Genomic DNA, 24,657 nt, shown 5'->3' on the forward strand with positions numbered 1-24,657 from the left:
AAAAATTGGGCAATTGGGTGATCGAATTGCTATCCTCTGGGCTTGTCCCGTCCGGGGTTGCCAGCAGGGGACCGACCGGAGTGAGGTGCCATGGGTCGTAGCCGGACGATCCGCATGAAGATCATCGGACTACTACTCGTGCCTCTGACCTCCATGGTCGTGTTGTGGGGCGTGATCACCGCCGTCACCGCCGGCGAGAGCCTGGAGCTGCGTCAGTACAAGACACTCTGGACGAACCTCCGCCATCCGGCGTACAAGTTGATCAGCGAGCTCCAGCACGAGCGTCTCTCCTCGGCCAAGCTGCTGCGCCGGGCCGCCTCCCAGAAGGACGTGGCCGACCAGCGCACCCGCACCGACGCCGCCAGGGACGAGTTCAGAAGGCTCTCCAGCAACTCCAAGGACCGATCGGAAGAGATCCGTACGCAGGTGGACGCGGTGTACACGCAGCTCGGCAGGCTCGACGCGATCCGGGGTGAGATCGACGACGGCCTGTCCGACCGTCTGCTCGCCGGCGAGGCGTACAACACCGTGATCGACTCCCTCTACGGCCTGCACCGGCGCGTCGCGCTCATCGACGACATCCCGATCTACGAGCAGTCCCGCGTGATCATCGAGCTGGGCTACGCCAAGGAGCTGCTGACCAGGGAGCAGGCCATCGCGCTCGGCCCGGTCACGCCGTCGGAACGCCGGCAGTTCACCCAGCTCGTCGGCAACCGGCGCTTCCTCATCGACCAGGGCCTCGGCGAGCTGGACCCGAGCCTGCGCGACACCCAGGTCTCCCTCGTCACCTCCCCCGTCTACCAGCGCATGCGGCTGATGGAGGACCGGATCATCGCCGGCGCCGTGCCGCCGCGCGGCTGGCTGAGCACCACCGAGTCGATCTCCAAGACGTACGCGGAGTCGCTCATGCGGGCCAGCACGCTGCTCAACGCGCGCGCCGACCCCGTGGCCGACCAGGTGCTGTCGCGGGCGTTCATCCTGGCCGGGACGTGTTTCCTGCTGGTCATCGTGTCGATCGTGTTCTCCATCCGGATGGGCAACCGGCTGTCGAAGGAGCTGGGCGCGCTCCGGCTCGCCGCGCTGGAGGTGGCCCAGGAGCGGCTGCCGCACGTGGTGGCCAAGCTGCGCAAGGGCGAGAGGGTGGAGATGCCGGAGTTGTCGGTGGCCACCAGCACGGTCGAGATCGGCGACGTCGGCCAGGCCTTCTCCACCGTCCAGCAGACCGCCGTCGAGGCCGCGATCGGCCAGGCGCAGCTCAGCGAGGGCGTCGGGCACGTCTTCCGCAACCTCGCCAGGCGTTCGCAGGCCCTGCTGCACCGCCAGCGCATCCAGCTGGAGGACATGCAGCACCGCGCCACCGACCCCGAGGCCCTGGACGACCTGTTCCGCCTCGACCACCTGACCACCCGCATGCGCCGCCACGCCGAGGGCCTGATCATCCTGTCGGGCGCCACCCCGGGCCGCGGCTGGAGCAAGCCGGTGCCGCTGCTCGACGTGGCCCGCGGCGCGACGGCCGAGGTGGAGGACTACCGCCGGGTGACCGTCGAGCCGATGTCCGGCCAGCGCCTGGCCGGTCCGGTGGTCGGCGACGTGATCCACCTGGTCGCCGAGCTCATCGAGAACGCGACCGTCTACTCGCCGCCGCACACGCAGGTCATCGTGCGCGGTGAGGAGACCGCCCGCGGCTTCGCCTTCGAGGTCGAGGACCGCGGGCTCGGGCTGAGCGCCCAGGAGCTGGCCGAACTCAACGAGCGGCTGGCCAGCCCACCCGAGTTCGACCTGGCCGACAGCGACAAGCTGGGGCTTTTCGTCGTCTCGCGCCTGGCCGCCAGGCATGACATCCGCGTGACGCTACGCGGTTCACCATATGGAGGGACCACCGCGATCGTGTTGATCCCGGCTGAGCACGTCGCCGATCCGGAACCGGAGGCCGACGTGAAGGAGCCCGCCCGTCCTGTGATGCGGGTGGTGCCAAGTGAGTGACGAGCGCTGGCTGGACGAGGACGCCGGTCCGATCGTCCCGGCCTACCTGCTGACCAGGGGCCGTACGGTGCCCGCGAGCGAGGCCATCGACCTCATCGCGGTCATCGTCACCGCCGGCGGGCTGACGCCTCCGGTGGGGCTCGGGCCCGAGCACCTGATCATCATGCAGAAGTGCACCAAGCCGACCCGGCTGGTGGACGTGGCCGCCGAGCTGAACCTGCCCATCGGCGTGGTCCGGGTGCTGGTCGGCGACCTGCACGCGCGGCAGCTCGTCCAGGTCGAGCTGCCGCCCCCCGCGCCGGACGCCAAGGTGCTGCTGGAAGTGATCAGTGGGCTGAAGGCGCTGTGACGGCCCGGCTGTTCAGCATTCCGTAGACGGTGGCGAACACCGCCGCGACCAGCCCGGCCACCGCGGCGGTGCCGAACACCCACTGGAAGCCCAGGACGCCGGGGCGCGCGGCCAGGATCGCGGCGATGGCCGCGCCCGCCACGCTGCCCCCGACGATGCGCACCAGGGCGTTGACCCCCGCGGCCAGCGCGGTCCTGGACGGCTCGACGTGCTCGACGGCCATCGTGCCCAGTGCGGCGTAGCCGATGCCGAGGCCGATGCCCATGAGGGACGAGGCCACGTACAGGGTGGCCGGGCTGCCGTGCTCGAACGCCAGCCACGCCCCCGCGAGCCCGGTCACGCCCGCGCCCGTCGCCACCATGAACGAGGCGGCGAACCGGCGCATGATCCGCCCCGCGAACAGCGAGATGACCAGCATGAACAGGGTGCTCGGCAGCAGGAACAGCCCGACCTGGAGGGTGGAGGCGCCGAAGCCGAAGCCGGTCGCCTTCGGAACCTGGGCGAACTGCGACATGCCGGTCAGCATCGTGAAGAACGAGAACCCGAGCAGCATCGAGGAGACCGTCGCGCCGATCGTGCCCCTGTGCACCAGCATCGACATCTCGACCAGCGGCTCGGCCACCCTGCGCTCGACCAGCACCCACACCACGGCCAGCACGGCGGCCGCGGCGAACAGGCCGAGCACGCCGGGCGACGTCCAGCCCCACGAGCCGCCCTCGCTGATCGCCAGCAGCAGCGCGACCAGCCAGGCGGTCAGCAGCGCGGCCCCGGCGAGGTCGGGACGGCCCTTGCCGGCCGGCGCCACGTCCCGCACGAGGAAGGCCAGGATCACGACGGCGACCGCCGAGATCCCGCCGGTGATCCAGAACACCAGGTGGTAGTCACCGGCGGCCAGCCCGGCCAGGATCATGCCGCCGCCGCTGCCGAACCCCATCGTCGCGCTCAGCACGCCGATGCCGGTCGCCAGCTGCTGCCTGGGCAGCAGGTCGCGGACCACCCCGATCGACAACGGGACCAGCGCGGACACCGCCCCTTGCAGGATCCGGGCGACGATCAACCAGGTCAGCGACGTGGCCATCGCCGCCATGACCGAACCCACCACCAGCAGGCCCAGCGCGCCGAGGATCATCGGGCGCCGGCCGTACATGTCGCCGAAGCGCGACAGCAGCGGCGTGGAGACCGCGGCGACCAGGAGGCTGATGGTGAGCGTCCAGCTCACGGCCGAGAGCGAGGCGTGCAGCTCCCGCTGCAGCACGGGAAGCAACGGGACCACCGCGGTGTTCTGGAGGGCGGCGATGGAGGCCGCGAACGCCAGGGAGACCACCGTGGGCCAGGGATTGCGCATCGACGTCTCACGCGCCGCGGGTACGACGGCTGTCGCCATGTCGGCTCCTTTAGATAACTTAGGTAAGTAACCGAGCAACGATGATACATACGTAAGTTAGGTAAGCAAACAGATGGGCGAAGATCTCAACAGGACGGTGTCGGCCTTCCGGCGGCTGGTCGTCACGCTCAACCGCGCCAAGACCCACGAATGGCTCACCGAGGCGGCCGGCATCCGGCTCGACCGGCCCGACGTGCAGATCATCGTCTACCTGCTCGACGCGGGCGAGCCCCGCAGGATCGGCATGATCGCCGAGGGGCTGCAGGTCGAGAGCCCGCACGTGACCAGGCACGTCGCGGCTCTTGAGCAGCGCGGGCTGGTCGAGCGCGTACGCGACCCCGACGACCGGCGGGCCTGGCGCATCGCGCTCACCGAGGAGGGGGCCGAGGTGGCGAGCAGGTGCCGCCGGGTCACCACCGAGTGGTTCGAGGAGGTGCTGTCCGACTGGCCGGAGGCCGAGCGGGCCGAGCTGTCCAGGCTGATGACCAAGCTGTCGGACGACTTCTGCGAGCGCATGCGCGCCCGGTACACCTGAGAAAACGCGTTGCGGGGCCGAGGGCGCGGGCGGCATGCTCGTGCCCATGGTCATCCGGCTGGTCATCCAGCTCGTCATCCGGCGAATGCGCATGCCGCACCCGTCCGGGGGCTCCCGCCGTTGAGATCGGCGGCCCCCGGCCCGTTCCAGGCGGGTGGGGGCGCTGGTGTGCCCGGCGGTTTCATAAGCCGCTCCAGGCGGGTTCGATCCCCGCACCCGTCACCACATTGCTGGTAGAGATGGGCCCATGCGGATTTCGGTGGCGGCGGACAGCAACGACGGGGTGGCCGGGCGCATCGTGGCCGAGCTGCGCGGGCGGGGTCACGAGGTGCTGACCCACGGCGCACTCGACGACGGCGAGCGCGACGACTGGGCGTGGGCCTGCGAGCTGGCCGCCAGAGACGTCGCGGAGGGCCGGGCCGACCAGGCGGTGGTCTGCTGCTGGACGGGCACGGGCGCCTCCATCGCGGCCAACAAGGTGCCCGGCGTGCGGGCCGCGCTCTGCGCCGACGCCTACACCGCCGACGGGGCGCGCAGGTGGAACGACGCCAACGTGCTGGCCCTCAGCCTCCGCCTGACCTCCGACGTCGTGCTCGGCGAGATCCTCGACGCCTGGTTCGGCGGGCGGCCCAGCACCGATCCGGCCGACGTGGCCAACGTGGCGCACCTCGCGGAGATCTAGGCTCTGCGGCATGGACAACTTACGGTGCACGCATTGCGGCGCGGAGGGGCTCGAACCCGGGTTCGTCGCGGACCAGGGTGAGCACTCCCGGGGGTACGCCCGCTGGGTCGAGGGGGCGCTGTCACGCGGGATCTTCGGCGGCGCCCGGCTGATGGGCCGTCCCAAGTGGGAGATCGACGCCTACCGCTGCCGCTCCTGCCACCACCTCGAACTGTTCGCCACCCGCCCCGATTGACCCGTCCCGCCGTCGCGGGCGGCTCACGATCCTCACGTCCGGGGGCACGGAAATCGTCGGTGCCGCCCTCTAGGGTGCTGGGCATGACCGACGTGCTGATCCGCGGCGGGCGGCCCTGGGGGCTCGCGTTCCCCGCCGACCTGCTCGTCCGCGACGGCCGCATCCACCGGGTGGGCCCGTCCCTCGACGCGCCCGGCGCCCTCGTCCTCGACGTGTCCGGTCAGCTCGTCCTGCCCGGTCTCGTCGACGCCCACTGCCACCTCGACAAGACGCTCTACGGCGGCCCGTGGATCCCCCACTCGGCCGACGACTCGCTGGCCGGCCGCATCGCCAACGACCTGGGCCGCCGCGCCGAGCTGGGGGTGCCGAGCGCCGAGCGGGCCGCCGCGCTGCTGGCCCGGATGAGCGAGGCCGGCACCACCCACGTGCGCACCCACACCGACATCGACCCGTCCGTGGGCCTGCGGGGCGTGGAGGCCGTGCGCGAGGCCGCCGCCCGCTCCCCCGTCCACGTGCAGCAGGTCGCCTTCCCGCAACACGGCGTGCTCACCAACCCCGGCACCGCCGACCTGCTGGCCGAGGCGCTCCGAGGCGGCGTCGAGGCGATCGGCGGCCTCGACCCGGCCGGCGTCGACCGCGATCCCGTGCGCCACCTCGACCTGATCTTCGGCCTGGCCGACCGGTTCGGCGCGCGCATCGACATCCACCTCCACGACGGCGGCTCGCTGGGCGGCTGGGAGCTGGAGCTGATCATCGAGCGCACCAAGGCGCTGGGGCTCGGCGGCCGGGTCACGGTCAGCCACGCGTACGCGCTGGGCGAGCTCGGCGAGGCCGCCCAGGATCGCCTGATCCAGGGCTTCGTCGACGCGGGCGTGGCCATCGCCACCGCCGCCGTCTACAGCTACCCGGTGCCGCCGGTCAAGAAGCTGCGCGCCGCGGGCGTCACCGTCGCCTGCGGCCACGACGGCGTCCGCGACCTGTGGGGCCCCTACGGCTCTGGCGACATGCTGGAGCGCGCGATGCACCTCGCCTACCGCAGCGCGTTCCGCCGCGACGAGGACATCGAGCTCGCCCTGGAGGCCGCGACGGTGGGCGGCGCGCTGGCCCTCGGGCTGCCCGGCTACGGCCTGGCTCCGGGCGACCGGGCCGACCTCGTCGTGGTGCCCGCGAGCGGCCCCGGAGAGGCCGTGGTCGTTCACCCTCGGCGCACTCTGGTCATGAAAGACGGCGTAGTCCTGCACAATTGACCGGCGGGACCATCGAAAGGCAGGCAAGTGCTCTCTATTCACCAGCGGATCGCGGCAGAGCTCGGCGTGCGCGACGGGCAGGTGCAGGCGGCGGTCGATCTGCTCGACGGCGGCGCCACCGTGCCGTTCATCGCGCGCTACCGCAAGGAGGTCACCGGCGCCCTCGACGACGCGCAGCTCCGCACGCTCGAAGAACGGCTGCGCTACCTCCGCGAGCTCGACGAGCGCAGGGCGGCGATCCTGGAGTCGATCGAGTCTCAGGGCAAGCTCGACGACGAACTGCGCGCGCAGATCATGGCGGCCGAGACCAAGGCCAGGCTCGAAGACATCTACCTGCCCTACAAGCCCAAGCGGCGCACCAAGGCGCAGATCGCCCGCGAGCTCGGCCTGGAGCCGCTGGCCGAGAAGCTGCTCGGCGACCCGACGCTCCACCCGGCCACGGTCGCCGCGGAGTTCGTCACCGAGGGCGTGGCCGACGCCGGCGCCGCCCTCGAAGGGGCCAGGGCGATCCTGATCGAGCGGTTCGCCGAAGACGCCGACCTCATCGGCGACCTGCGCGAGCGGCTGTGGAGCCGCGGCCGGCTCGTGTCGAAGGTGCGCGAGGGCAAGCAGGAGGCGGGGGCCAAGTTCTCCGACTACTTCGACTTCACCGAGCCGTTCACCAAGCTGCCCTCCCACCGCATCCTGGCGATGTTCAGGGGCGAGAAGGAGGAAGTGCTCAACGTCGCGCTGGAGCCCGACGAGACCGCCGACTACGAGCTGCGCATCGGCGCCCGGTTCGGCATCTCCGACAAGGGGCGTCCGGCCGACACGTGGCTGGCCGAGACCGTGCGCTGGGCCTGGCGCACCCGCATCCTCGTGCATCTCGGCATCGACCTGCGCATGCGCCTGTGGCAGGCCGCCGAGGACGAAGCGGTGCGCGTGTTCGCCGCCAACCTGCGCGACCTGCTGCTGGCCGCCCCGGCCGGCACCCGAGCGACCATGGGCCTCGACCCCGGCCTGCGCACCGGCGTGAAGGTGGCCGTGGTCGACGCCACGGGCAAGGTCGTCGAGACCGCCACCATCTACCCCCACGAGCCCAAGCGCCAGTGGGACCAGTCGCTGGCCGTGCTCGGCGCGCTGGCCCAGAAGCACGGCGTCGAGCTCATCGCCATCGGCAACGGCACCGCCTCGCGCGAGACCGACAAGCTGGCCGGCGACCTGGTCAAGCTCATGCCGTCGATCACCAAGATCGTCGTGTCGGAGGCGGGCGCCTCGGTCTACTCGGCCTCGGCCTACGCCTCCCAGGAGCTGCCCGACCTCGACGTGTCGCTGCGCGGCGCGGTCTCCATCGCGCGCCGGCTGCAGGACCCGCTCGCCGAGCTGGTCAAGATCGACCCCAAGTCGATCGGCGTCGGCCAGTACCAGCACGACCTGGCCGAGTCCAAGCTCTCCCGCTCGCTCGACGCCGTCGTCGAAGACTGCGTCAACGCGGTCGGGGTCGACGTCAACACGGCGTCCGCGCCGCTGCTCACGCGGGTGTCGGGCATCGGCGCGACGCTGGCCGAGGGCATCGTGCGCCACCGCGACGAGAACGGCCCGTTCCGCACTCGCACGGCGCTGAAGGACGTCTCGCGGCTCGGGCCCAAGGCGTTCGAGCAGTGCGCCGGCTTCCTGCGCATCCCGGGCGGCGACGACCCGCTCGACGCCTCCAGCGTGCACCCGGAGGCCTACCCGGTGGTCCGGCGCATCCTGAGCTCGGTCCAGACCGACCTCAAGTCGCTGATCGGCAACACCTCGGCCCTGCACACCATCCGGCCGCAAGACTTCACCGACGACACCTTCGGCCTGCCGACCGTCACCGACATCCTGCGCGAGCTGGAGAAGCCGGGGCGCGACCCGCGTCCGGCGTTCAAGACGGCGGCCTTCAAGGAGGGCGTGGAGAAGATCTCCGACCTGGTGGCGGGGATGATCCTGGAGGGCGTGGTCACCAACGTGGCCGCCTTCGGCGCGTTCGTCGACATCGGCGTCCACCAGGACGGCCTGGTCCACGTGTCGGCCATGTCCCGCACCTTCGTCAAAGACCCGCGCGACGTGGTCAAGCCGGGCGACATCGTGCGCGTCAAGGTCCTTGAGGTGGACATCCCGCGCAAGCGCATCTCCCTGACCCTCCGCCTGGAGGACGACGTCACCCAGCCGTCCTCGGAGGGCCGCCCGCCCCGCAAGTCGGGCGCCCGTTCGGACGGCTCCCGCAACGAGCCCCGCCGCGACGGCAGCGCTCGTGACGGCTCCGCCCCCCGTGGCGAGGGCGGCCGCGACGGCGGCCGGGGCGACGGCGGCCGGGGCGACGGTGCTCGCGGCGGTGGCGGTCGTGACGGCGGTCGTGACGGCGGTCGCGGCCAGGGTGGTCGTGGCGACGGCGGTCGTGACGGCGGTCGCGGCCAGGGGCGCGGCGACGGTCAGCGCGGCGGGCAGCGCCGCCAGGACCGTCCGGCTCCCATGGGCGCGATGGCCGAAGCCCTCCGCAAGGCAGGACTCGGCAACGACAACCGCTGACCTCACCCCCTGACGGCGGCCCGGCCCCACAACCGGCCCGCCGTCAGGGGGACACCCCTTGCCACCAGCCCAGCGTCCAAGCCGGCCCAGGCACCAGCCCAACGTCCAAGCCGGCCCAGGCACCAACCCACCTATCAGGCCGCCTCGGGCACCAGCCCACCGCCGAGACTCCCGAGCCACCGGCCCGCTGATCAGGCCGCCCTCTCCACCAGCCCGCCGCTCGGACTGGCCCAGCCGCCGATCCACCGTTCAAGCCGGCCCAGGCACTCACTGGGCGGGGGGGTTTCCGGTGGGGGCGATACGGTCGGAGGGTGAGGACAACTGTGTTTTCCATGGCTGTCGGCCAAGCCCGCGACCTGCTTCGCTGGCGCTCGCCGCTGCGGACCGAGCTCTGGGCGGCCCGGCTCACCGCCGCTCTGGAGCCCGATGAGGTGAGGCCGTTCCTGGGCGAGCTGGCCGAGGACGGCAGCGCTGAGTCGCGTCTCACCCTCGCCGCCCTGGCCGCGGTCGACAGGCCCGGATGGCCCGGCGCGGAATCCTCTCCGGAGCCCCAGACGGAAGCGGAGGCGGAATCCGAGACGGAAGCGGAGGCGGCAGCGGGGGCGGAGCCCGGGGCAGGAGGGTTGCGGGTTCTGGGGGTGGAGGTGGCCGGGACGGCGGAGGCCGATCTCGGGCTGCCCGGATGGGTGCGTCGCATGGGGCAGGTGACCTGCGAAGGAGCCTGGTACGGCAAGGCCGACCCGTACGGCGAGCAGACCCTGGCCGTCCTGTCCTTCAGGTACGCGAACGGCAAGGAGCCGCACATCCTCGTCGTCGGCATCGACCAGCCCAACGGCGGCCTCGCGGTGGACGCCGTCGTCGAGGAGGTCACGTTCCTCGACGACCTGGGCCTGAGCCCGGCCGAGCCTGGGGTGGTGGCCGGACGGATGCTGGACGCGTTCGAGCTGGGCGACCGGATCATGGGGGCTCAGGTGGCCGACACGCTGCCCGCCGTCCGTCCGCTGGCCATCGCGCGGGCCCTGGCCGTGCCCGGGCTCGTCCGGCAGGCGCCCGACGGCACGATGGCCGGCTTCCACGATCTGCCCGACGTGCCGGGGGCGCGGGAGGCGTTCGAGAAGTTGGCGGAGTTCGTGGGTGAGCGTCCGCTTTGGTGGAGTCCGGCGCGGGTGAGCCAGTTCCTGACGTCGTGGCTGCCGAGGGAGGCCATCCTGTCGGACACGGCGGTGGCGGCGATGCCGGAGGTGGTCCGGGCGTGGAGCCGTTTCAACGGCGCCCATCCCGCCGTCCTGCACCAGATCGACGTGGACGCCCCGCGCCTGCCCGCCCTGATGGCCGACGAGTCCCTGGCGGGGCTCGGCAAACGCATCGCCCGCCAGCAGCTGTGAGCTCCCCCCAGGGGCGTGGGGGCGGCGGCCGGGATGTGGGTGGATCGAGTCGGGGGTGGGGGCGGCTATGCTGCGCAGTGACGTTTAGCGGTGCCCCACTTGGGCGTTTCGAGGGAGACTTGCGCGATGTACAAGGAGTTCGCTGTCGAGGCCGTCATGTGGCTCGTCCCGGTTGCGGTGCTGATCGGGGTCGCGCTCCTCGTCACCGCCTGACCCAAGACCCGAGGAGAACGGGGGCCGAGCACGCGCTCGGCCCCGTCCGCTGTCCGGGGCCGACCGGATGACCGCGCTACGACGCCCGCCGTCCAAGAACAGCGGACGACCCGCCGTCCAAGAACAGCGGATGAGGGGGCGAGAGGTCAGGAGGCCCAGGCCAGGAGGGGGCTGTACTGGCGGAGGCGTTTCAGTGCCTGCTTCTCCAACTGCCTGATGCGTTCCCTGGTGAGCCCCAGGCGGTCCGCGATCTCGCTGTAGCTCTCCGCCTTCTGTCCGGTGAGGCCGTACCGGAGCCTGATGACGACCGCCTCGCGCGGCGGCAGCGACGTGACCACGTCCAGGACGTCGGCGCTCATGGCGCGGCGTTCGGCGATCTCCTGCACCCCGGGCCCGTCCTCGTCGGCGATCAGGTCGGCGATGCGGCTCTCGCCGGACTCGCCGACCGGCAGGTCCAGGCTGACCACCTCCTGCCCGAGCCTGCGTAACGCGGCGACCTGGCCGGCGGTGAGCGCCGCCGATGCGGCGAGCTCGCCGTCCGTCGGCTCGCGGCCCAGGTCGGCGGCGAGCCGCCGCTCGGCCCTGAGCAGCCGCGACAGGTCCTCGGCCACGTGGATGGGCAGCCGTACGGTGCGGCTCTTGTCGTGGATGCCGCGTTCGATGGCCTGACGGATCCACCACATCCCGTACGTCGAGAACTTGTACCCGCGGGTGTAGTCGAACTTCTCCACGGCCCTGATCAGCCCGAGGTTGCCCTCCTGGATGACGTCGAGCAGCGGCAGCCCGCGGAAGGCGTACCGCCTGGCGGCGGCGACGACCAGGCGGAGGTTGGACCTGATCAGCTTGTCCTTGGCCCGCCGCCCGTCGCGGACGACGGCTTCGAGCTCCGGGGTCGCGGCGCCGCGCTCGATCAGGTGGCCCGCGTACAGTCCTGCCTCGATCCGCCGGGCGAGGTCGACTTCGTCCGCGGCGGAGAGCAGGGGGTTCTTTCCGATCTGCTCCAGGTACATGCCGAGCAGGTCGGGCTCTGCGGCCGACATGCACCGGCAACTACCCGGTGAACGGCGGCGAATTCCCGGTTTCGTTGAGTTCGGCGATGGCCAGCTCGGCCGTGCTGCGGATGTCGAAGAACTTGTCCAGCGCGGTGATCGCGAACAGGTGCTTGCACCGGCCGTTCAGACCGGACAGCAGCAGCTTGCCGCCAGAGGCGGTGACGGCCTTGTGCAGGTAGACCAGCACGGACAGGCCGGAGGAGTCGCAGACGCTGACGGCCTGCATGTCGATGACCAGGAGCGGCGGCTGGGTGAGGTCGAGCGCCTTGGTGACCCGGTCGCGCACCTCGGCCGCGGACCCGAAGTCGAAATCCCCGGTCAGGCGTGCGATGACGCAGGGGCCCTGGAGTCCGAGGCTGATCGACAAAGCCTGCTCCGAAGTCACCCAGCTCCACCTACCCGCGTTGTTTCCCACTTGTCGTCACTTCTCGACCACTTTACGAGAAGTAGCGTCTCGGGTTGAACACCAGCATCTGTTCGATCTGGTCATCGGTGACACCAGAGCCGAGCAGTGCTGCCAGAACGTCATCGTGAATGTGATCGTAGCGCCAGTTCGGCGCGAGCGTGTTTCTGGCCTCGTCCCATGCGCCGCCGAAGTAGTCCATGAAACAGGCGGTGTCGTGGCTGAGGACCATGCGGTCGGCGTATCCGCGCCGGCACAGGGCCGCGATCGTGGCCACGCGCTGCTCGGTCGGGTTGTAGACGTCGAGACCGAACCGGTCCATGCCCAGCGTCGCGCCGGTGTCGGCCAGGCGCATCAGGTAGTCGAGGTCGTTGCTGTCGCCCGCGTGCCCGACGACCACTTTCTCCAGGTTCACCCCTTCCTTGGCGAACAGGTCCAGCGCGAGCAGCCCGCTCTGGGTGAAGGCGTTCGTGTGCACGGTGATCGGCGCTCCGGTCAGCACGTGGGCCCGCGCGACGGCCCGGCAGATGCGCTCGACGCCGGGCGTCAGCCCCTTGTGCTCCACCACGCATTTCAGCAGCGCGGCCTTCACCCCGGTGTCGGCGATGCCCTCGGTGAGGTCGCGGACGAAGTCGTCGATCATGGGGTCGGGCATGTCGAGGAACAGGCCGGGGCCGCGGTGCTCGTACTGGTGGGGCAGCTCCTCGAAGGCGTACAGGCCGGTGGCGACGACGATGTTCAGGCCGGGCACCTCGGCGGCCACCCGCTGGATGCGCGGGATGTGGCGGCCGAGGCCCCAGACCGTCGGGTCGACGATCGTCCGCACGCCCTTGGCCGCCACAGCGCCGAGCTTGGCGACGGCGTCGGCGACCCGGAACTCCTCGTCCCACCAGGCGCCCTGGCCGTAGTTGTCCACGTGCTCGGCGGCCACGACGAACACGTGCTCGTGCATCAGCGTCTGGCCGAGCCGTTCGACGTCGATCGGGCCCCGGACGGTCTCGACGGTGGGCATGGGACCTCCATACCAACTGGTCAGTAAGTGCGCCCAACGTAGGCCGCCCCTGCCGCACCGTCAACCGTCCACGGCGCAGCCCGATCGGCGCGTCGGCACATGTCGGGATTCACCGGGTCAGGCGCGGGAACAGGGGCTCCGGCCGCGGCAGCCGCTCCCCCGACACCGCCGCCGCCACCCGCGCCGCCGCCGTCGGCAGGAACGGCTCCAGCTGGACGGCCAGCGTCCGGCACGCCCCCACCAGCACGCCCAGCGACGCCTCCCGCTCGCCGGCGGCCTGCTGCCACGGACGGACGCGTTCGACGTACCTGTTGGCCTCCTCCACCAGCCGCCACACCGCTCCGGCGGCCCGGCGGAAGTCGAAGTCCCGCAGCGCGCCGTGCACGTCGCCGGGCCCGAGTTCCTCGCGCACCTCCGGCGCGTTTCCGTCCAGGAACCGGTGGACCATCGTGGCCACCCGGTTGACCAGGTTGCCCACGCCGTTGGCCAGGTCCTCGTCGGCCCTTGCGATCAGGCGTCCCTCGGTGAAGTCGGCGTCGCCCACGCGCGGCACCTCGCGCAGCAGCCACCACCGCACCGCGTCCACGCCGTACGCGTCCACCAGGGCCACCGGGTCGACGGCCGTCCCGGACGACTTGCTGATCTTGCGGCCGTTCACCGTGAGGTAGTCGTGCACGAAGATCTGCGACGGCAGCGGCTCGCCGGCGGCCAGCAGCATCGCCGGCCAGTAGACGGCGTGGAAGCGGATCACCCCCTTCCCGACCAGGTGCACCTTGTCCGGCTCGCGCGCCCACCAGCGCTCGTGGTCCGCCCCCTCCAGCGCGGTGACGTAGTTGGCGAGGGCGTCCCACCACACGTACACGACCTGGGTGGGATCCCCCGGCACCGGGATGCCCCAGCCGCGGGCGCGCGCCGCCGACCGCGAGACGCTGATGTCGGCCAGCCCCGCCTCGACGAACGCCAGCACCTCGTTGCGCCGGGCGGCCGGCTCGATGCGCAGGCCGCCGCCGCGGATGAGGTCGAGCAGGGCGTCCTGGTAGCGGGAGAGCCGGAAGAACCAGTTCCGCTCCGAGACCGCCTGCAGGGGCGCCTCGTGACCTTCCGCGCAGGGTCCCTCGGGGTAGAACTGCTCGCAGCCGACGCAGTAGAGCCCTTCGTAGTGCCGCTGGTAGAGGTCGCCTTCGACGGCCTTCCAGATGCGTTCGACCCCGGCGCGGTGGGCGGGGTGGCCGCTCGTCCTGACGAACGCGTCGAAGGACAGGTCGAGCGGCTCGCGCAGCCCTTCGAACGCGGCCGCGTTGCGGTCCACGAACTCCCGTACCGGCAGTCCTTCGGCCTCGGCGGCCAGCACGTTCTTCAGCGAGTTGTCGTCGGTCCCGGTCTGGAACCGCACGGGTTCGCCGCGCCGCCGGTGGTGCCTGGCCAGCACGTCCGCCTGGACGAGCTCCAGCGCGTGCCCGAGGTGCGGGCGGGCGTTGACGTAGGGGATGGTCGTCGTGATGTACATCGGTCGCCTCCCGAAAGGGCCCCGACACGACGAGAGGCCCCGGGTCGCAGGGCCTCAACAGGACGTCGTCGGTGAAACCCCCTACGGGGTCATCATCACCGCGCTGATCGTCATGTTCGGCATCGTACCCGGCGTCAGGCCAGCCCGGCCAGCTTGTAGAGCACCAGCGACCCGGCCACCGCCACGTTGAGGCTGGCCCCGGTGCCGATCATCGGGATCTCGACCACGGCGTCGAGCAGGTCGAGCGCCTCGCCGGGGATGCCGGTGGCCTCGTGGCCGAGCACGACGACGGTCGGCTCGCGGGCCATGGGCAGGTCGGCCAGCCTGATCGCGTTCTCGGCCAGCTCGACGCCCAGCACGCGGTCGCGCCGGGAGGCCAGCCAGGGCAGCGGATGGACCCAATGGACGCATGCTCCGGCCCGGAGGGTGTTCCCCCTGGCCAGCGCCTCGGGCACCCAAGGCAGGCGGGGCACGGCCAGGCACGCGCCGGCCGCGTCGCAGGTGCGCAGCAGGGTGCCGAGGTTGACGCCGTGCATGGGCCACAAAGGGGCGACGGTGAGATGGCCGAGGCATCGGGGCCGCCTGCGCCGCCGCTGGGCCTGGAGCTCTCTGGGGGTGCGCACCCGGATGCCGCTCATGCGGCCGGGCGGAGGTTCCTTACGCGAACGTTCACGGAAAGGGCGCTTTCGTCGGCACGCCCGGGCCATCGTCGAGAGGAATCACGCCCAGTCTACGCCCGCGAGCCGCTCGCGCGGTGGCGTACGGCCCAGACGGCCAGCCCCACGGCGAAGACGGCCAGCCCCGCGAGCACGGAGGCGAGCGGCAGCGTGAACGCCAGCACCAGGCACAACACCAGCCCGAGCACCGGCACGGCCTTGACCGGCGCGCCCTCGGCCCGCGAGAGGGTCAGCGCGCAGGCGTTGGCGATCGCGTAGTAGACCAGCACCCCGAACGAGGAGAACCCGATCGCGCCGCGCAGGTCGGCCACCAGCAGCAGCACGACCACCGCGGCCCCGACCGCCGCCTCGGCCCGGCGCGGGACCCGGCGCTCCGGGTCGACCGCGGCCAGCACGCCCGGCAGGTCACGCTCCCTGGCCATCGCGAGCACGGTACGGGAGACGCCGAGCAGCAGCGCGAGCAGCGCCCCGAGCGAGGCCACCGCCGCCCCCGCCCCCACGACCGGCACCAGCCACTCCGCCCCCGCCCGGCGCACGACGTCGGCCAGCGGCGCCGGGGACCCGGCCAGCCCGGACGCCCCGAGCGTGCGCAGGGCGGCCACCGCCACCAGCGTGTAGACGACGAGCGTGACGCCGAGGGCGATGCCGATCGCCCGCGGGATGGCACGGGCCGGATCGCGCACCTCCTCCCCCAGCGTGGCGATCCTGGCGTATCCGGCGAACGCGAAGAACAGCAGCCCGGCTCCCTGGAGCACGCCCCACGGGCCCGCGCCGGGCAGCCCCGCGCCCGGCATTCCGGACGGCCGCTCCCCCGCCAGCCCGGCGACGATCACCGCGGCCAGCACGGCGAGCACGAGCACGACGATCACCCGGGCGACCGCGGCCGAACGCTGGACGCCGAACAGGTTGAGCAGCGTGAGCGCGACGACCGCCGCGACGGCCAGCGGCCGGGCCGCGCCCGGGGCGACGTACGAGCCGAAGGTGAGGGCCATCGCGGCGCACGAGGCCGTCTTGCCGACGGTGAAGCCCCAGCCCGCCAGGTAGCCCCACAGCGGGCCGAGCCGCCGCCGGCCGTAGACGTAGGTGCCGCCGGACTCGGGATGGAGGGCGGCCAGGCGGGCCGAGGAGGTCGCGTTGCAGTAGGCCGCGACGGCGGCGATCGCGAGGGCGACGAGCAGTGAGCCGCCCGCCGCGGCGGCGGCCGGGGCGAAGGCGGCGAACACGCCCGCGCCGATCATCGCGCTCAGCCCGACGACGACCGCGTCGCCGGTGCCCAGCCGCCGCGCCAGGCCCTCGGCCATGCCGCCCCCTCCACCGCCCTTGACCGGGTCACCGGTCAGGAGATCCCGAGGGCCCCACTCTGCCGCACGCCACCGGCATCCTCGCCGCCGGGTCCGTCAGGAGGTCGCCTCGGGGCCCGGGACCACCAGCACGGGACGCCGGGCGTGGTGCAGGACGCGGTCCGAGGTGCTGCCGAGCAGCAGCGATCGCACGCCGCCCAGTCCCCGCGTGCCGGTGACGATGAGGGTGGCGTCGATCTCGTCGGCGACGTCCACGATGGTCGACCACACCGCCACCGAGTCCAGGTCGCACCGCGGCGTCGCGTCGAGGCCGGCCTCGCGGGCCAGTTCGGCGCCGTGCCCGGCCAGCTCGGTCATCGCCTGGCCGATCGCCTCGTCCTCGGCCGCGGTGTTGTCGAGGGTCATCATGAGCCCGGCGGAGGCGCGGGCGGAGGTCATCGCCAGCCGCTCCCAGACGGTCAGCACGACGGCGGACCTGTCCTGCACGGCCCGTCCGGCGAACGCGATGGCGGCCTTGGAGTCGTCCGAACCGTCGTAGGCGATCAAAATGGTCATCTTCACAGCTCCTTGGGCGAGGTCAGAGCCCTCCCTCTTTCCAGGAGCGGACCGTTCTCACACGAAAAGGGGCGGGAAGATCATCCCGCCCCTCGCGAACCGGCCAGGCGTCAGGCCAGCACGGCCGACACCCGCCGCGCCGCCGGCCTGAGCATCGACAGGCCCGCCAGCGCCAGCACGCCGATCTCGGTCACGACCACCACGCGCTGGGTCAGGCCCGCCGGGATGTCGTCGTTGCTCAGGGGGATGCCGAACATGCGCACCACGTACGGGACCACGACCAGCAACAGCGCCCCGAGGGCCACGCCGCTCAGCACGCGCATCGCTCTGGCGTACCGGATCCTGGCCTTGGCCAGCAGGAACCCCGCGGCGGGCATCACCAGGAAGGCGGCGAAGGCGGCGTAGCGGTGGATGCCTCCGGACAACGAGAGCGGCACCCCGGGACGGTCGGTCGGGAAGGCCCCGATCAGGAACATGCTCGCCCCCCACGCCACCAGCAGCGCGACGACCCAGCGGTTGGCGCCGGAGCGGCGCAGCGCCTCGGCGATCAGCCCGGACCCCACGGCGAACAGCGTCAGCGAGGCCGGCAGCAGCCATCCGGACGCCTGGAAGGCGTACTCGCTGATGACGCTGTGCAACGGGTCGAGGCCCGCCTCGGCGTGCAAGGTGAGCATCGCGCCGGCTCCGGTGCCGATGGCCGTGAATCCGCTGACAAGCAATCCCCTCATGCCTTAAAGCTCGCGTAAGGCGGCCTTGACCGGCATCGGAGATGAGCCCCCAGCGGGCCCTGATCCGTCCCCTAATACCTTGGTCGGCAGAGTCCGGGGACGGGCCCGTGACCTGCGGGAAGACGACCCTGGGTAGGGTCTGCCTCCTCAGGGTGGGTGCAGTCGGCGGCACCCCCGATTTGACTTGGAGTGCACTCGAAGGGTGACTCTGGATACATGACGATCCAAGAGGCCGCCCAGCGTTCGGGTCTCAGCGCCCACACCTTGCGCTACTACGAGCGCATCGGGCTCATCCACTCGGTCGGCCGCAACGTCAGCGGGCATCGCGACTACGCGGAGGCGGATCTCCGCTGGCTGGACTTCCTCACCAAGCTGCGGACCACCGGCATGCCCATCGCCGACATGTGCCGCTACGCGGAGCTGCGCCGCATGGGCGAGCACACCTCCGCCGAGCGGCTGGCCATGCTGGAGCTGCACCGGGAGCGCGTCCGGGCCAGGATCGCCGAGCTGAGCGCGGACATGGACGTCCTCGACCTCAAGATCGACAACTACCGGGAGCGGATGTGAAGACGCGCGTTCTGGGGACCGGCGGCCCGCGGGTGTCGGCCCTCGGCCTGGGTTGCATGGGCATGTCGGAGTAGGTCGTGCTGGCGACCAAGGTCGGCATCAACCGCCACGACGGCACGCGCACGGTCGAGAACAGCCCCGAGTACATCAGGGCGGCCTGCGACGCCTCGCTCCGGCGGCTCGGCATCGACCACATCGACGTCTACTACATGCACCGCCGCAACCCCGACGTGCCGATCGAGGAGTCGGTCGGCGCCATGGCCAGGGCGGTGCCCGCGGACGCCGTCCGGGGCGCCCGCTACCCGAACATGTCGGAGGTCGAGCGCTAGGCCGCGCGCCTGGTCACGCCGGTCACGACCACCAGCGCGACCAGGACGAGCGCCGTCAGCGGGATCGGCGCCGGCGTCAGCGCCGACAGCAGCACGAGCACGGCCGCGGCCAGGAAGGCCGCGCTGTCGGCGGCCCCGTAGCGGTGGGGCCGCACGTGCAGCAGCCAGAGCATCGACAGGAACACCGCGACGGGCACCGACACGGCCAGCGCCGCGCCCGTGGCGGACAGGTGGGACGCGCCCGACGCGTGGTCGATGCTCACCTCGACCCCGGCGCTGAACGCCCCGACCGCCGCGAAGATCGCGTAGTGGCCGTACCCCCAGAGGAGGGCGTGCCTGGTGGAGTCGAGGATCTCGGCGGTCGGCGGGTCGAAGTAGAGCCACCACATGGCGAAGGCGATCACCAGCGCGCCCAGGGCCAGGACGATCAGCTCGGGCCGCAGGCCGGCGGTGCGCGCCTCGGCCTGGAAGGCGACCGTGGCGGCCAGCACGTTCTCGCCCATCATGATGATCGTGAACAGGCCGTACCGCTCGGCGATGTGGTGCGGGTGCCAGGCGGTCGGGCTGCCCCGCTCGGCCCACACGGGCACCGCGAGCTCCAGCAGCACGCCGAGCGCGAACGCCGCCAGGTACCACTCCCCCGGCACGACCAGCAGCGGGATCCAGCCGACCTGCGCGACGCAGATGCCGGCGGCGTACCGCACGGCCGTCCGCCGGCCCGGACGGTCGCCGCAGGCCGCCCGCAGCCAGTGGGCGGCCATGGCCAGGCGCATGATGACGTATCCGGCGTAGACCACGCGGAAGTCGTGCTCCTGGAACGCCCTGGGCACCCCGGCCGCGAGCACCAGCACGCCCGCCATCTGGGCCAGCGTGGTCAGCCGGAACAGCCAGTCGTCGTTGTCGTAGGCGGAGGCGAACCAGGTGTAGTTCATCCACGCCCACCAGATGGCGAAGAACGTCGTCAGGTAGCCGAGGACGCCCTCGGCCAGGTGCCCTTCGCTGAGCGCGTGGTGGAGCTGTGAGCCGGCGAACGAGACCGCGACGACGAAGCACAGGTCGAAGAAGAGTTCCAGGTTGGTGGCGACGCGGTGGGACTCGCCCGCGTCGCGCGCCCGCATGGGCCGTAGCCGGATCATCCTCCGATGTCTACACCAGGGAGGCCGGCAGGTCGAAGTAGGCCCGGACCGCGGTCGCGCCGGGGCGGCTGTGGACGCGTACGAGGTCGGCGAGCAGGTTGACGATGAGCAGGCCGCGCGAGCCGGAGCGGCGTGCCTCGACGGGCAGGCGCCCGGCCAGCGGATCGGTGATGTGACCGCCGTCGGCGACCTCGCAGACCAGCCGCGCGTCCTCGATCCAGACCCTGATCAGGCCGGCGCCGCCGCCGTAGTCGAGGCTGTTGGCGCCGAGTTCGGCCACCACGAGCCGGATGTCGTCGAGCCGGTCGTCCCCGAAGCCCGCCGCCTCGGCCTGGCCGGCCGCCAGGATGCGGGCCGAGGCCAGGTTGGTGTGGTCGAAGCGCAGCGAGACGCACGCGGCCGGCTCGGGGAGCGGCTGGTTGTGCCGGGCGACGACCTCGTCGGGCGCGTAGCCGGGGCTGGTCCGCTCGCCGGAGGCGTCGCGCAGCACCGGGTGGGTGCGCTCGGCCTCGCGCAGCACCTCGGGCGTCAGCCCCGCCAGGTCGTACGGGCACAGGATCGTGACGCGCCGCCCCGCGAACGACAGGTTGATCAGCGCCTCGTGCTGGGCGCAGGCCGGGTATTCGGTCGCCGAGCGGCCGGGCCAGATCGGCTCGCCGATGATCCGTACGTGCTCGTCAGGATGCCGGTCGGCGACGGCCCGCAGCACGGCCGGGATGATCCGCCCCGGGTTGCGGCCCGCCACGCCCATGTCCAGCATGGTCACCCGGGCCGCGTCGGCGCCCAGCCCAGCCTCGATCTTGGCGAGGTTCGCGGCGGGCACGGCCACCGCCACGGGCTCCCCGGCGGCCAGCCCCTCGCGCACGAAAGCCGTGGTGGCAGCCACATATTCCGGGTCACCTCGGTAGAAGAGGGCCGGATGCACGAAAGGGTCCGCCGACATCAGGCACACGGTACCTCCGCATGAGGACTCTTAGACAATCAAATGGGTATTTACAGGGCGTGAAGCGACTTCAGCTCGTGCGCAGGCCCCCGCGGGGGCGCCGGTACTCCCACCTCGATCTGCGGACCCCTTCCGGGCGACGCCTCCCGTTCTGACCGCCGCGAACCTATGCTCAGGACATGTCGGAAATGCAGATGCGGGTCTCCGACGAGGACCGGGAGCGCGCGGCGGAGCGGCTCCAGCACGCCTTCGCCGAGGGCCGCCTGACGCGTCCCGAGCTGGAGGACCGGCTCGGGCTGGCGCTCACCGCCAGGACCTACGGCGACCTGCTCGGCCTGACCACCGATCTGCCTGCCCCGGCGGCCCCGGCCGACGACGTGGTCGAGCTGGAGTCCAAGAGCGGGCACGTGCGCCGTTCGGGTGACTGGGCCGTCCCGCGGCGGCTGCGGATCTCCTCCAAGTACGGCGGCGTCGATCTCGACCTGTCCCAGGCCGTCATCCCCCACCCGGTCGTCGACCTCGAACTCGACCTCACGTACGGCTCCGCCAGGATCACCGTGCCCGAGGGCGCCGCGGTGAACGTCGACGCCTTCCGGACCGACTGGGGCCAGACCGTCGTCGGCGACGTGCCGGGCAGGCGGCGGCCCGGCGTCCTCTACCTGGTGGTCGGCGGCCGGGCCAAGTACGGCGGCCTGCGGGTGCGCTATCCGCGCAGGCGCTGGTTCACCCACTGATGGAAGGCCGAGATGTGGTGCTCGCTCGGCACCAGCACGCCGCCCGCCCGGTAGGCGCGTGACCCCATGCCGAGCTGGGTCCGCTCGCAGGCGTCGAAGTCCTGCTCGTTGACCCGGTGGAACAGCTCGACCGACGGCGTCAGGTCGGCCCCCGAGGCCACCACGTCGGGGTGGTAGAGCCAGTCGCACTCGACCACCGTGCGGTCGGCGGCCATGGGGAACATCCGGTGCAGGATCACGTGGTCGGGCACCAGGTTGACGAACACCTGCGGCTTGACGGTGATCGCGTAGTAGCGGCGGTCCTGCTCCGGGGCCACGTCGGGGAGCCGGCCGAAGCCCGCGCCCCCGTCCACGGTGAATCCCTCGACGCGCTCGGCGAACTCGGCGCCGTGGCCCACGTAGTACTGGGCGGCGTACCCGCCGGCGAACTCGGGCAGCACGGCCACCAGCTCGGGGTGGATCGTGGCGCAGTGGTAGCACTCCATGAAGTTCTCGACGACCAGCTTCCAGTTGGCCTTGACGTCGTAGACCACGCGGCGGCCCAGGGCCAGCCGGTCGACGTGGTAGTTCTCGATGGCGGCCGGGTCGCCCAGGCGTTCGGTGGCCGCGGCGGTGACGGTGTCCTCGAAGGACGGCGGCTCGTCGGCCAGGCACACCCAGGCGTACCCCAGCCATTCGCGCAGGCCCACCGGGACCAGGCCGTACTCGACGCGGTCGATGTCGGGCATCTTCGCCAGGTTGGGGGCGGCGGCCAGCCTGCCGTCCAGGTCGTAGGACCAGGCGTGGTAGGCGCACCTGATCGTCCTTCTGACCTCGCCCCGCTCCTGCACGCACAGCCGCGCGCCGCGGTGGCGGCAGACGTTGAGGAAGGCGCGCAGCAGCCCGTCCCGCCCGCGCACCACGAGCACGCTCTCCGCGCCCACCTGGACGGTCCGGAACGCGCCCGGTTTCGGCAGGTCGCCGGCGCGCACGGCGCAGAACCACATGCTCTCGAAGATCTTGGCCTGTTCCTCGGCGAACAGGTCGGGGTCGGTGTAGGAGCGGCCGGGAAGCGTGGAGATCAAGCTCGACGTGGTGGTCAACCGACACCCCTTGTTGCGTATTACGCACCGAGTTGCTCTATATGCGACATCGTCCGGCGGCCTTCACGAGGCTGTCAAGAGGTAGGTGCTGAACCTGCGCAGCGACGCCGTGTGCATCCTGGTCGCCATCCAGTCGGGGACCAGGCCCGCGAACGAGCGCTGCCGGTTGGTCACCTCCGTGCCGGCGATCATGGCGGGACGCCGCGCGATCCGCGCCCTGGCCCGCTCGTACGCGCGCAGGTCGCCGCCGGCCGAGCGGGTCAGCAGCCAGGCGTCCTCCAGGGCCTGGTTGGCGCCCTGGGCCATGGTGGGCGGCATGGTGTGGGCCGCGTCCCCGGCCAGCGTGGTCGGGCCCCTGCCCCAGACCCGGGGGATCGCCTGCCGGTGGTGCGGGAAGAAGCCGATGTCCTCCATCGTCTCCAGCACCGCGGGCACCGGGTCGGCCCAGCCGCCGAACCGCTCGCGCAGCCGCGGCACGATGTCCGGGTCGTCCTGCCAGAACGGCCCCCCGGGCGACGCCTGGACGTCGAACCACCACAACAACCGGCCCGCCCCGGCCGGGATCAGCCCGCACAGCTCCCGCCGTCCGGCGATCATCACGGCCCGGCGGGAGTGCGTCAACGAGGTCGGCGCGGTGGTGAAGCCCTGCCAGGTGACCCAGCCGCTCAACGCGGCCGGGTCCTCGCCCCACAGGGCGCGGCGCACCGCCGACCTGCGGCCGTCGGCCCCCACCAGCAGGTCGCCGCGCACGGTACGGCCGCCTGTCAGCCGCGCCTGCGCCCGTTCCGGCTCGGCGTGCTCGACGCCCGCGCCGTAGACGACGGGCAGGCCCGCCGACAGCGCCTCGACCAGCTCACGCCGGGCCACATGGACGCACGGATGCCCGTAGCGCCGCTCGGCCGCGGTGAGATCGACGGTGACCAGCCGGCGGCCGTCGTCGGCCCACGACTCCATGGTCTCCAGCCGCCGTCCCAGGCCCGCGTACCCGACGCCGAGCTCGTCGAGGATGGCCGTGCTGCCGGGCCAGAGGGTCACCGATCCGCCCGCCGTGCGCAGCTCGGGCGCCTGCTCGTACACCTCGACGTCGTGACCCGCCTCCCGATCCCACGGTCGACCACCGCATCAGGCAGGCCGCCACCGAGCTGCTGCTCTCCCACGGCCTCGACTTCACCATGGACGACGTCGCCAAGGCGGCAGGCATGGGCAGGGCGAGCGTGTTCCGGCGCTACGCCACCAAACGCGACATGCTGCTCGAATCAATCGGCGGGCTCATGGACACGCACGTCGCCGTCCCCGACACCGGCTCACTCGAAGGCGACCTGCGCGTGGTGGTCTCCGACACCCTCGCCCTGTGGGGCCACCCGGGCGTCGCCCGCCTGACCAGGCAGATGTACGGCGAGGCCGGCCGCGACCCCGCCGTGGCCGAGATCGTCCGCACCGGCATGCGCACCCGGATGCGGCGCTCGCAGGTCGTCTACATGCCTGACGCCGAGGAGGTCGTCCACGTGCTGGGGCGCGGTTTTACGCCCACCTGACGGCCGGAATGTTAGCGGCGTGCAAGCGGGGATCAACCAGAGATCGCTAATGTCCTCCTCGTACGGAAAACCAACGAAGGGCACCAAAAATGACTCCCCCTCGCCGACTCGCCCTCGCAGTCGCGACGATCTCCCTTGCCGCTCTGTCCACCGCCTGCGGTGTCGGCCAGGCCGTTGACTGCAACACCGCCGTCAACGAGCTCTCGAAGATCACCACCGAGTGGAGCGGCGCCATCACGAAGAACGCCACGGACGCCGCGGCGGTCGGGGACGCCTCGAAGGCCGCCGCCGCCAAGACCAAGGAGCTCGCCGGCAAGTACGACGGCGACGTCGCGGCCGCCCTGAACGACTTCGCCGCCGGTTTCGAGAGCCTGCAGAGCGGCGACATCAGCAAGACGACCGAGTTCAGCGGCAAGATGAGCGGCTTCACCTCGAAGATCACCGCCGCCTGCTCCTGACCGGTCCGCGGTCGCCGCACCGCCTGCGGGGGGCAGGCCGGCGCGGTGACCGCCTCATCCGGTCCGCCGGTACGGGGTACGGACAGGACC

At 71.9% G+C, this 24,657-nt stretch carries 25 protein-coding genes, 1 tRNA gene and 1 pseudogene; 14 read left to right on the top strand and 13 right to left on the bottom strand.

Annotation, left to right across the window (positions count from 1 at the left end; all coding sequences use genetic code 11):
* Positions 1-138 precede the first annotated feature (138 nt).
* Entirely contained in the window at positions 139-1,983 is a 1,845-nt protein-coding gene (locus tag ACIBQ6_RS07080) for a nitrate- and nitrite sensing domain-containing protein (RefSeq protein WP_397210608.1), read from the top strand.
* Positions 1,976-2,332 (top strand): DUF742 domain-containing protein, encoded by a 357-nt coding sequence (locus tag ACIBQ6_RS07085; protein WP_352328721.1) that lies wholly within the window; start codon positions 1,976-1,978, stop codon positions 2,330-2,332. The genes ACIBQ6_RS07080 and ACIBQ6_RS07085 overlap by 8 nt, the downstream gene beginning before the upstream one ends.
* Here the strand turns inward: ACIBQ6_RS07085 and ACIBQ6_RS07090 are convergent.
* A complete protein-coding gene (locus ACIBQ6_RS07090; RefSeq protein WP_397210609.1) occupies positions 2,310-3,716 on the bottom strand; it encodes an MFS transporter in 1,407 nt (468 codons plus the stop codon). The two genes, ACIBQ6_RS07085 and ACIBQ6_RS07090, sit on opposite strands and share 23 nt — an antisense overlap.
* 73 nt (positions 3,717-3,789) lie before the next feature.
* Between ACIBQ6_RS07090 and ACIBQ6_RS07095 the strand changes: the two genes are divergently transcribed.
* The 7 genes from ACIBQ6_RS07095 to ACIBQ6_RS07125 all read left to right on the top strand — a co-directional run bounded on the left by ACIBQ6_RS07095 (position 3,790) and on the right by ACIBQ6_RS07125 (position 10,335).
* On the top strand, positions 3,790-4,251 hold the full coding sequence (locus tag ACIBQ6_RS07095) for a MarR family transcriptional regulator (RefSeq protein ID WP_352328725.1): 462 nt from the start codon (positions 3,790-3,792) through the stop codon (positions 4,249-4,251).
* Between the two features lie 149 nt (positions 4,252-4,400).
* A tRNA-Met gene (locus tag ACIBQ6_RS07100) sits at positions 4,401-4,476 on the top strand.
* Positions 4,477-4,498: 22 nt separating this feature from the next.
* Complete coding sequence (locus ACIBQ6_RS07105; protein ID WP_357978224.1) at positions 4,499-4,933, top strand: RpiB/LacA/LacB family sugar-phosphate isomerase; 435 nt, start codon at positions 4,499-4,501, stop codon at positions 4,931-4,933.
* A gap of 10 nt (positions 4,934-4,943) precedes the next feature.
* Positions 4,944-5,168 carry a hypothetical protein gene (locus ACIBQ6_RS07110; RefSeq protein ID WP_352328727.1) on the top strand — a complete coding sequence of 75 codons (225 nt, stop codon included), beginning with the start codon at positions 4,944-4,946 and terminating at the stop codon, positions 5,166-5,168.
* Between the two features lie 83 nt (positions 5,169-5,251).
* Positions 5,252-6,415, top strand: coding sequence for an amidohydrolase (locus tag ACIBQ6_RS07115; RefSeq protein WP_397210610.1), 1,164 nt, complete (start codon positions 5,252-5,254; stop codon positions 6,413-6,415).
* A 27-nt stretch (positions 6,416-6,442) separates the two neighbouring features.
* A complete protein-coding gene (locus ACIBQ6_RS07120; RefSeq protein ID WP_397210611.1) occupies positions 6,443-8,950 on the top strand; it encodes a Tex family protein in 2,508 nt (835 codons plus the stop codon).
* Between the two features lie 332 nt (positions 8,951-9,282).
* A complete protein-coding gene (locus ACIBQ6_RS07125) occupies positions 9,283-10,335 on the top strand; it encodes a hypothetical protein (RefSeq protein WP_397210612.1) in 1,053 nt (350 codons plus the stop codon).
* 359 nt (positions 10,336-10,694) lie between these two features.
* Here ACIBQ6_RS07125 and ACIBQ6_RS07130 read toward each other — a convergent pair whose 3' ends face one another.
* The 8 genes from ACIBQ6_RS07130 to ACIBQ6_RS07165 form a co-directional block, all read right to left on the bottom strand.
* Complete coding sequence (locus ACIBQ6_RS07130; RefSeq protein WP_397210613.1) at positions 10,695-11,588, bottom strand: RNA polymerase sigma factor RpoD/SigA; 894 nt, start codon at positions 11,586-11,588, stop codon at positions 10,695-10,697.
* Between the two features lie 10 nt (positions 11,589-11,598).
* The gene (locus ACIBQ6_RS07135) at positions 11,599-11,985 is read right to left on the bottom strand and encodes an STAS domain-containing protein (protein WP_358287921.1); all 387 of its coding nucleotides are present in this window, start codon (positions 11,983-11,985) and stop codon (positions 11,599-11,601) included.
* Between the two features lie 52 nt (positions 11,986-12,037).
* A complete protein-coding gene (locus ACIBQ6_RS07140) occupies positions 12,038-13,015 on the bottom strand; it encodes a phosphotriesterase-related protein (RefSeq protein WP_358287923.1) in 978 nt (325 codons plus the stop codon).
* Positions 13,016-13,124: 109 nt separating this feature from the next.
* Positions 13,125-14,522, bottom strand: coding sequence for a methionine--tRNA ligase (gene metG / locus ACIBQ6_RS07145; RefSeq protein ID WP_397210614.1), 1,398 nt, complete (start codon positions 14,520-14,522; stop codon positions 13,125-13,127).
* 134 nt (positions 14,523-14,656) lie between these two features.
* The gene (locus ACIBQ6_RS07150; protein ID WP_397210615.1) at positions 14,657-15,160 is read right to left on the bottom strand and encodes a TrmH family RNA methyltransferase; all 504 of its coding nucleotides are present in this window, start codon (positions 15,158-15,160) and stop codon (positions 14,657-14,659) included.
* 92 nt (positions 15,161-15,252) lie between these two features.
* Positions 15,253-16,500, bottom strand: a complete 1,248-nt coding sequence (locus ACIBQ6_RS07155) for an APC family permease (protein ID WP_397210616.1) — start codon at positions 16,498-16,500, stop codon at positions 15,253-15,255.
* A gap of 96 nt (positions 16,501-16,596) precedes the next feature.
* A complete protein-coding gene (locus ACIBQ6_RS07160; protein WP_357699338.1) occupies positions 16,597-17,055 on the bottom strand; it encodes a universal stress protein in 459 nt (152 codons plus the stop codon).
* Positions 17,056-17,165: 110 nt separating this feature from the next.
* Positions 17,166-17,783, bottom strand: a complete 618-nt coding sequence (locus ACIBQ6_RS07165; protein WP_352327172.1) for a DUF998 domain-containing protein — start codon at positions 17,781-17,783, stop codon at positions 17,166-17,168.
* A 216-nt stretch (positions 17,784-17,999) separates the two neighbouring features.
* On the opposite strand from ACIBQ6_RS07165, the gene ACIBQ6_RS07170 reads away from it, so the two are divergent.
* Positions 18,000-18,350: a MerR family transcriptional regulator gene (locus ACIBQ6_RS07170; protein WP_358287935.1), complete on the top strand. Its 351-nt coding sequence runs from the start codon at positions 18,000-18,002 to the stop codon at positions 18,348-18,350.
* Between the two features lie 77 nt (positions 18,351-18,427).
* Complete coding sequence (locus ACIBQ6_RS07175; RefSeq protein ID WP_397210617.1) at positions 18,428-18,679, top strand: aldo/keto reductase; 252 nt, start codon at positions 18,428-18,430, stop codon at positions 18,677-18,679.
* Here ACIBQ6_RS07175 and ACIBQ6_RS07180 read toward each other — a convergent pair.
* Complete coding sequence (locus ACIBQ6_RS07180) at positions 18,676-19,815, bottom strand: low temperature requirement protein A (RefSeq protein WP_397210618.1); 1,140 nt, start codon at positions 19,813-19,815, stop codon at positions 18,676-18,678. The two genes, ACIBQ6_RS07175 and ACIBQ6_RS07180, sit on opposite strands and share 4 nt — an antisense overlap.
* A 10-nt stretch (positions 19,816-19,825) precedes the next feature.
* Positions 19,826-20,758 (bottom strand): anti-sigma factor RsbA family regulatory protein, encoded by a 933-nt coding sequence (locus tag ACIBQ6_RS07185; protein WP_397210619.1) that lies wholly within the window; start codon positions 20,756-20,758, stop codon positions 19,826-19,828.
* Between the two features lie 179 nt (positions 20,759-20,937).
* On the opposite strand from ACIBQ6_RS07185, the gene ACIBQ6_RS07190 reads away from it, so the two are divergent.
* Entirely contained in the window at positions 20,938-21,492 is a 555-nt protein-coding gene (locus tag ACIBQ6_RS07190; RefSeq protein ID WP_397210620.1) for a DUF1707 domain-containing protein, read from the top strand.
* On the opposite strand, the gene ACIBQ6_RS07195 is transcribed toward ACIBQ6_RS07190, so the two are convergent.
* Both ACIBQ6_RS07195 and ACIBQ6_RS07200 read right to left on the bottom strand, forming a co-directional pair.
* Positions 21,462-22,574, bottom strand: a complete 1,113-nt coding sequence (locus ACIBQ6_RS07195) for an SRPBCC family protein (protein ID WP_397210621.1) — start codon at positions 22,572-22,574, stop codon at positions 21,462-21,464. The two genes, ACIBQ6_RS07190 and ACIBQ6_RS07195, sit on opposite strands and share 31 nt — an antisense overlap.
* Before the next feature lie 63 nt (positions 22,575-22,637).
* Positions 22,638-23,657, bottom strand: a pseudogene (locus ACIBQ6_RS07200) (FAD-dependent oxidoreductase); the annotation flags it as partial.
* 38 nt (positions 23,658-23,695) lie between these two features.
* Between ACIBQ6_RS07200 and ACIBQ6_RS07205 the strand changes: the two are divergent.
* Positions 23,696-24,109 (top strand): TetR/AcrR family transcriptional regulator, encoded by a 414-nt coding sequence (locus tag ACIBQ6_RS07205; protein ID WP_397210951.1) that lies wholly within the window; start codon positions 23,696-23,698, stop codon positions 24,107-24,109.
* A gap of 89 nt (positions 24,110-24,198) precedes the next feature.
* Positions 24,199-24,567: a hypothetical protein gene (locus ACIBQ6_RS07210; protein WP_352351928.1), complete on the top strand. Its 369-nt coding sequence runs from the start codon at positions 24,199-24,201 to the stop codon at positions 24,565-24,567.
* Positions 24,568-24,657 lie beyond the last annotated feature (90 nt).

It is taken from the genome of Nonomuraea sp. NPDC049655, from assembly GCF_044465465.1.
Taxonomy (GTDB): domain Bacteria; phylum Actinomycetota; class Actinomycetes; order Streptosporangiales; family Streptosporangiaceae; genus Nonomuraea.

Excerpts from the sequence above, each read along its gene's own strand:
- ACIBQ6_RS07090 (WP_397210609.1), bottom strand. The coding sequence starts at position 3,716 with ATGGCGACAGCCGTCGTACCCGCGGCGCGTGAGACGTCGATGCGCAAT.
- ACIBQ6_RS07095 (WP_352328725.1), top strand. The coding sequence starts at position 3,790 with ATGGGCGAAGATCTCAACAGGACGGTGTCGGCCTTCCGGCGGCTGGTC.
- ACIBQ6_RS07105 (WP_357978224.1), top strand. The coding sequence starts at position 4,499 with ATGCGGATTTCGGTGGCGGCGGACAGCAACGACGGGGTGGCCGGGCGC.
- ACIBQ6_RS07110 (WP_352328727.1), top strand. The coding sequence starts at position 4,944 with ATGGACAACTTACGGTGCACGCATTGCGGCGCGGAGGGGCTCGAACCC.
- ACIBQ6_RS07115 (WP_397210610.1), top strand. The coding sequence starts at position 5,252 with ATGACCGACGTGCTGATCCGCGGCGGGCGGCCCTGGGGGCTCGCGTTC.
- ACIBQ6_RS07125 (WP_397210612.1), top strand. The coding sequence starts at position 9,283 with ATGGCTGTCGGCCAAGCCCGCGACCTGCTTCGCTGGCGCTCGCCGCTG.
- ACIBQ6_RS07130 (WP_397210613.1), bottom strand. The coding sequence starts at position 11,588 with ATGTCGGCCGCAGAGCCCGACCTGCTCGGCATGTACCTGGAGCAGATC.
- ACIBQ6_RS07140 (WP_358287923.1), bottom strand. The coding sequence starts at position 13,015 with ATGCCCACCGTCGAGACCGTCCGGGGCCCGATCGACGTCGAACGGCTC.
- metG (WP_397210614.1), bottom strand. The coding sequence starts at position 14,522 with ATGTACATCACGACGACCATCCCCTACGTCAACGCCCGCCCGCACCTC.
- ACIBQ6_RS07150 (WP_397210615.1), bottom strand. The coding sequence starts at position 15,160 with ATGAGCGGCATCCGGGTGCGCACCCCCAGAGAGCTCCAGGCCCAGCGG.
- ACIBQ6_RS07155 (WP_397210616.1), bottom strand. The coding sequence starts at position 16,500 with ATGGCCGAGGGCCTGGCGCGGCGGCTGGGCACCGGCGACGCGGTCGTC.
- ACIBQ6_RS07160 (WP_357699338.1), bottom strand. The coding sequence starts at position 17,055 with ATGACCATTTTGATCGCCTACGACGGTTCGGACGACTCCAAGGCCGCC.
- ACIBQ6_RS07165 (WP_352327172.1), bottom strand. The coding sequence starts at position 17,783 with ATGAGGGGATTGCTTGTCAGCGGATTCACGGCCATCGGCACCGGAGCC.
- ACIBQ6_RS07170 (WP_358287935.1), top strand. The coding sequence starts at position 18,000 with ATGACGATCCAAGAGGCCGCCCAGCGTTCGGGTCTCAGCGCCCACACC.
- ACIBQ6_RS07180 (WP_397210618.1), bottom strand. The coding sequence starts at position 19,815 with ATGATCCGGCTACGGCCCATGCGGGCGCGCGACGCGGGCGAGTCCCAC.
- ACIBQ6_RS07185 (WP_397210619.1), bottom strand. The coding sequence starts at position 20,758 with ATGTCGGCGGACCCTTTCGTGCATCCGGCCCTCTTCTACCGAGGTGAC.
- ACIBQ6_RS07190 (WP_397210620.1), top strand. The coding sequence starts at position 20,938 with ATGTCGGAAATGCAGATGCGGGTCTCCGACGAGGACCGGGAGCGCGCG.
- ACIBQ6_RS07210 (WP_352351928.1), top strand. The coding sequence starts at position 24,199 with ATGACTCCCCCTCGCCGACTCGCCCTCGCAGTCGCGACGATCTCCCTT.